General features: G+C 40.6%; 4 protein-coding genes and 1 tRNA gene. 4 read left to right on the forward strand and 1 reads right to left on the reverse strand.

Annotated elements, in window-relative coordinates; all coding sequences use genetic code 11:
* Window positions 1-164: 164 nt before the first annotated feature.
* The 4 genes from ACM9H2_RS05360 to ACM9H2_RS05375 all read left to right on the forward strand — a co-directional run bounded on the left by ACM9H2_RS05360 (window position 165) and on the right by ACM9H2_RS05375 (window position 5233).
* The gene (locus ACM9H2_RS05360; protein ID WP_415488978.1) at window positions 165-2915 is read left to right on the forward strand and encodes a DNA-directed DNA polymerase; all 2751 of its coding nucleotides are present in this window, start codon (window positions 165-167) and stop codon (window positions 2913-2915) included.
* 86 nt (window positions 2916-3001) lie between these two features.
* Window positions 3002-3907, forward strand: a complete 906-nt coding sequence (locus tag ACM9H2_RS05365) for an ABC transporter ATP-binding protein (protein WP_415488980.1) — start codon at window positions 3002-3004, stop codon at window positions 3905-3907.
* A 6-nt stretch (window positions 3908-3913) separates the two neighbouring features.
* A complete protein-coding gene (gene sufD / locus ACM9H2_RS05370; RefSeq protein WP_415488982.1) occupies window positions 3914-5125 on the forward strand; it encodes a Fe-S cluster assembly protein SufD in 1212 nt (403 codons plus the stop codon).
* Window positions 5126-5160: 35 nt separating this feature from the next.
* Window positions 5161-5233: transfer RNA gene (locus ACM9H2_RS05375), tRNA-Gln, on the forward strand.
* Between the two features lie 6 nt (window positions 5234-5239).
* On the opposite strand, the gene ACM9H2_RS05380 is transcribed toward ACM9H2_RS05375, so the two are convergent.
* Window positions 5240-6400, reverse strand: a 1161-nt coding sequence (locus ACM9H2_RS05380) for a hypothetical protein (protein WP_415488984.1), incomplete at its 5' end; no start/stop codon positions are given.

A 6400-nucleotide genomic window follows, 5' to 3' on the forward strand; every position in this document is an offset into this window, starting at 1 on the left:
TTTGAGAAGGGGTGGTCTGTGAACATAGGTAGTAAGAGTTGATGAAATTACAGGGGGGACTAGGATAATAATCTGCCTAAAAAATTTGGTCTGTTGGGAAATGGACAAAATAATTAAAGGGGATTGCAGGGGTTTTTTAGGAGTGGCGCCCTAATAGCTAAAAAATGGGTCAATCAAATCTAGGTTTTTTTGGAGAAGAAATGAAAACGGGAGGATATACAGAGGAGAGATTGGGAATTGACTTGGAAGAGGTAGGGGAGAAGAAATTAGATGGGTTTGTAGAAATAGCAGTTTTCCAGGTGAATTACACACTTAAGAGAATTGGGGATGTGGAAAAGCCAATAATACATGTTTTTGGAAGAACTATAGAAAATAAAGCAGAACGTGTTCAAGTTCATGGGTTTCGACCATACCTATATACACTCGAATCTTCATTCGATAGAGATGTAGTAGAGGGCATTCCAGGAGTAACAGGATGGGAGCGTGAAAATGAAAAAGGTCAGCCATATGTGGGAATTAAAGGGGAGCGACTAGTCAAAATATATGGCCAGACTCCCAGGGATGTGGGGAAATTTAGAGAAGAATTTGATCACTATGAAGCAGATATTTTATTTCCAAATCGATTTTTGATCGACAAGAGTATTGAAAGTGGGATACGAATACCAGAAAAAAGAGCTCCAGATGGAACTCTAGAAGTGAGTTACGAAGACGTGGTTGCGGTGAACGTGTCCAGTAGTTTGAGGATTAATACACTCGATATAGAAGTGGAAGATAGAAACGGATTCCCAGAAAATGGGGAGGAGACTATTTTGTGTATATCGAGCCATGATTCATATACAAATGAATACACTGCATGGATACATGGGTGTGATGAGGAGAAGGTTGATATCAGGGATCACAAATTAATAGACGAAAGTTCGTCTATGGAAACATATGTCTTTGAAACGGAGGAAGAAATGCTTGAAGCATTTATAGACTACATCGATGAGAGTGATCCGGATGTGCTTACAGGGTGGAACTTTGTAGATTTTGATATATCATATTTTGTAGCGAGGTTGAAAAAATTAAGCAAGGGTGCGAAATATGACATTGATTTCAACAGGTTATCGAGAGTTAATGAAGTCTGGGAGAATAATTGGAGGGGTCCAAATATCAAAGGGAGGATTGCATTTGATTTGCTCTATGCATATAGGAGAACCAACTTTTCTGAATTGGAATCATATAGACTTGACGCAGTGGCCATGACAGAACTAGGGATTGGGAAAGAAAGGTATACTGGAACTATTGGGGCCCTCTGGGAAAATGATCCGACCCAATTATTGAAATATAATATCAGAGATGTAGAATTATGTGTTGAGATTGATCGTAAGCAGGGGATCATTCCATTCTGGAAAGAAGTTGCAGCATTTGTGGGTTGCAAACTAGAAGACGCGACTACGCCAGGGGATACGGTAGATATGCTAGTACTTCATAGAGTATATGGGAAATTTGTACTTCCATCAAAGAGAAGAGCACAGTCGGAAGATTATGAAGGTGGGCAAGTTCTTACCCCGACAAAAGGGGTGAGAGAGATGGTAGCAGTACTAGATTTGAAATCTTTGTATCCAATGTGCATGGTAACGCTCAATGCATCTCCAGAAACGAAAGTGGAAGAGCAATACGAAGGCGAAGTGTATCGGGCTCCAAATGGCCAGATGTTTCGAAGGGAGCCGATTGGCATAATTAGGGAGATGGTAGATGATTTATTGAAAGAGCGAGAGGCCAAAAAAGAACAAAGGGAAAAATACGATCGTGAAACGGTAGAATATGATAGATTTGATCGTCAGCAGGCAGCAGTGAAGGTCATAATGAATTCGTTGTACGGTGTTTTGGGGTGGGAACGTTTTAGGTTATATGACAAAGACATGGCAGATGCAGTTACTGCAACAGGAAGGGAAGTGATCCGGCATACTCAGAAAATGGCTAACGAAATGGGATACACAGTTGCATATGGAGATACGGATTCCATTATGTTGGAACTAAAAAATCAAAAAATGAATTCTCAAAATTTAGAAAATATTGAAGAGGATTTATTAAAGAAAAGAGCATTGGAGACTGCCGTTGAAGTCCAAGGTAAAATAAATGAATCATACGGAGAATTTGCAAAACAAAAATTGAATGCGGAGGATCATCATTTTGAAATTGAATTTGAAAAGTTGTATAGACGGTTTTTCCAAACAGGGAGGAAAAAGAGATATGCAGGGCATATAATTTGGAAAGAAGGGAGAGATGTAGATGATATTGATATAGTTGGGTTTGAGTATAGAAGATCGGATAACTCACTAGTGACGAGAGTGACACAGCAGGCGGTGATAGAAAAAATAGTTCGGGGGAGGTCATTAGATGAAGTGAAGAAATATATTCAAGGGGTGATAAAAGATTTTGAAAGGGGAAATTTGAATATAGAAGAAATTGGAATACCAGGAGGCATAGGGAAGAAACTAAAAGAATATGAAACAGAACCGGCACACATTCGAGGGGCAAAATATGCAAATGCTGTGTTGGGGACAAATTTTGATCGGGGATCAAAGCCAAAGCGTGTGTATCTTAAGAGGGTCGATTCGGTATTCTTTGAAAATTTTAGAGAGAAAAATCCGGATATATTTCCCGCAGAAGGGACAATTACGGAAGATCACAGGGGGCTGACGGCAGGACAGAGAGAAAAGAGAAAAACATTTACAGAATTTCAAATGAAACAAGATGTGATATCATTTGAATTTGCCGACCAGATACCAGATAGTTTTGCGGTGGATTGGGAGTTAATGTTGGAGAAAGATATTAAAGGACCTATTGAAAGAATATTAGAAGGCATAGACATGTCGTGGGACGAAATCAGAAGTGGGCAGGAACAAACGGGATTGGGGCAATACATGTGATTTCATAAGGAGTGGAAAATGAGGATATGAAATCTAACTAGAAAAAGTTTAAATCAGTTAAAAAGCTAGATTTTCTTACGCAAATTATGGCAACTTTACGAATAAAGAATTTACATGCAGAAGTGGCAGGAGATGGAGAAAAAATACTGAAAGGGGTTGACCTTGTGGTATCTTCAGGGGAAATTCATGCTTTAATGGGGCCAAATGGGAGTGGAAAATCAACACTGTCAAAAATTATTGCAGGTCACCCTGCGTATGAGGTCACGGGCGGGGAGATAATACTGGAAGTTGATGATGATGATTTTGACGAGATTGAAGAAAGTATACCAAAAGATAAGAAATCTTGGAGTATTTTAGAACTGGAACCAGATGAAAGGGCAGCACTAGGAATATTTTTGGGTTTCCAATATCCTGCGGAAATTGAAGGAGTCACCATGACTAACTTTTTGCGGACTGCACTTAACGCGACAATAGAAGGTAGATCGGAGTTGATATTTGGCAAGGAGGAAGAGGAAGAAGGAGAGGAGAAAAAAGTACCCAGCCCAATGGAAGGCCCTATTGATGATGGCCCAGTGGGAGTTATGGAATTTCAGAAGCTGCTACAAGGGAAACGGGAATTGTTAGACATGGATGTAAAATTTATGCAGAGATATCTTAATGCAGGGTTTTCAGGAGGGGAGAAAAAACAGAATGAAGTGCTCCAGGCTGCAGTTCTAGAACCAGCAATTGCCATATTGGATGAGATTGATTCTGGTTTGGATATAGACCGTCTTCAAGATGTTGCCAAGGGAATTAACGCGTTGAGAGATGAGCAGGGTTCGGGTATTTTACAAATTACTCACTATCAACGTATTTTGCAATATGTGAAGCCAGATAAAGTTCACATAATGGTTGATGGGAAGATGGTCATGGAGGGCGGGCCAGAACTTGCACTTGAACTTGAAGATAAAGGATATGATTGGGTCCGACAGCAGATATCTGAGGATAAGTGAAATCGAATGACAAATGGCGTTGATCTAGAACTAACAGATGAAGTGATTTCCCAGATTTCAGAAGGGCTTGGAGAACCAAATTGGTTACTAGAGATTAGATTGGATGCTGCGAGTGCATTGGGCAGACTAGAATTTCCAAAAGTAATTAGCACTCCGGGGAGGATATGGACAGATTTGGCTGATTTAGATTTTGAGAATTTAATAGATCCACTTACACAGCAACAAGAAACTCTAAGGGATGAAATCAAAGGGGTAGAAATTTTATCATTCGCTGATGCTGTGAAATCGAATGAATCCATTATCCAGGAAAATTTTGGAACGGTTGTGGACCCAAAAGAAAATTATCTTGTTGCATTGTCTACAGCATTATTTACGAGTGGTACGGTTATTCTGGTTCCTGAAAAAGCTAATATTGAAAAGATATTAATACAAACAAAAATGGAATCCAAATCTCTATTTGACTATACATTGGTCGTGGCAGAAAAATCGTCTTCTGCTACAATTGTTACTTCACAGGAAACGGGAGATGAGAAGGGGGGGGAGAAATATTATGGAGGCATAGTGGAACTGGTTGCAAAAGAAAATAGTCAGATAAAATATGGATCATTGCAAAATTTGTCAGAAGATACATACAAATATTCGATGAAACGTGGTTCGACGGGTAGAGACGCAAAGATAAATTGGATCGAGGGGGATGTGGGTTCTAGATTATCAAAAACAACGGTGGAAACTGAGTTAAATGGGGATGGATCGGAGACAAAGATAGTATGTGCATTTTATGGACATGAAGATCAACATATAGATGTTGATGCGAAGGTTTGGCACAATGCAGAAAATACAATTGCAGATCTAGTAACTCGAGGTGTGGTGGATGATCACGCCCGTTCTGTGTACGAAGGGACACAATTTGTAGGGCAAGAAGCTTGGAATACATCGTCTTACCAGAGAGAGAGTACATTGATGTTAAGTGATGAGTCAGAGGCAGATGCCAGTCCAAAGCTAATTATCAATAATCACGATACATCTGCCAGTCACTCTGCCACAGTTGGTCAAATAGATAAAAATAGTCTACTATATATGCGAACTAGAGGAATACCAGAGAAAATCGCATCTAATATGTTAGTTAAGGGATTTTTCGGGCCAATATATGAGGAGATAGCAGTAGATGAATTTAGAGATGATCTGCGTAATCAAATAGAGGCGAGACTTCGAACATAAACTTTTAACATAGACCAAGGCCAATCGATTCTAATAGTCCTATAGTGTAGTGGCCAATCATAGCTGCCTTTGGAGCAGTTGACCCTGGTTCGAATCCGGGTAGGACTATTTTTTTCAGCGTGTTAATTCGACCCAATTATCCGAACCACTTTGCCACTCCTGGAATGATTCTTCATCCCCAGATTCGGAATAGAACTTACCACCCGAACCATCGTTTAGGGTACACGGAATTGGATTTGCCTCTCGTTCTTCTCGGGAAATAGTCATTTGAGCACGGCTCGTAATGCCTCGTGCTTGATATTCAGCGAACACTTCATCGGTTATAACATCAAAAAATGAGATGTATTCTGTGTCGGCCCCATTGCTTACTGCTACAGCGATTTCGCCCTGTCCATGGGGGCGCATGATATAGCCAATATGTTGCCCAGCTGCTACGCTACCTCCACCGGCAACAATGAATTCATCAAGTAGATCTACGTGATGGAAAGTGAATACAAGTTGCGAATATCCCGTTGGGCCAATATAAAATTGATATTCGGTGCCTTGTTCAATTTCTTTGGGTATTAATTGATACATATCCCCATCCACAGGAGAATAAAATTTTACAACTCCACGTGTGTCATAAGAACCAAAATCACTATCCCAGCGCTGTTGTTCGGTGTAGGCATCGAAGTAGTGTTTCATGCTCGAACAGGACTTTCCCGTGGGGTCATAGTCAACTGAACCATAATTATAGTTATGTCCATATGCAGCTCGGATTTTAGTAATCCGAATATAGGGGTCGAGATCGATGAAATTACTGGTAGCGAGTTTTGGAGGATTGGCAGGATCAATATCTGGTTGGGCATTCTGTTGATTTGCTTCAAGGTATTGGCTATGATCCACGAGGTGAGGTCCCGTGTTTTGGCTATAGTCCATAGGAGCACCCATGTCCATCGTTTGTCTCATTCGCATAGATTCTGCCATGTCAACCATTTCTTCCACGGACATGCCCATTGATTCGCCCATATCCATCATTTCTTCCACGGACATGCCCATTGATTCGGCAGCATCCTTTAGATCACCCATGGTCATTCCACGAGATTCTGCCATGGTTTTTATTTTTTCCATTTTTGGAGGGGTTGTCGTTTCTGCCAGGTCTGCTGCTAGATTTGTAGATTCTTCGGGTGAAGTGGGTTGTGTGCCACCCCCTGATCCTCCTGAACACCCCGCAAGGAGGAGACATATCACCACTAGGAATATTGCATAAGGGGTTTTCTTATTTTTTCCATTCAT

This window comes from Candidatus Hikarchaeum yamanae, assembly GCF_009889665.1.
In the GTDB taxonomy this organism is placed as follows: Archaea; Halobacteriota; Halobacteria; order Halobacteriales; family Hikarchaeaceae; genus Hikarchaeum; species Hikarchaeum yamanae.

What these genes read in the sequence shown, in the direction of transcription:
- ACM9H2_RS05360 (WP_415488978.1), top strand. Translation starts at nt 165, where the DNA reads ATGGGTCAATCAAATCTAGGTTTTTTTGGAGAAGAAATGAAAACGGGA.
- ACM9H2_RS05365 (WP_415488980.1), top strand. Translation starts at nt 3,002, where the DNA reads ATGGCAACTTTACGAATAAAGAATTTACATGCAGAAGTGGCAGGAGAT.
- sufD (WP_415488982.1), top strand. Translation starts at nt 3,914, where the DNA reads ATGACAAATGGCGTTGATCTAGAACTAACAGATGAAGTGATTTCCCAG.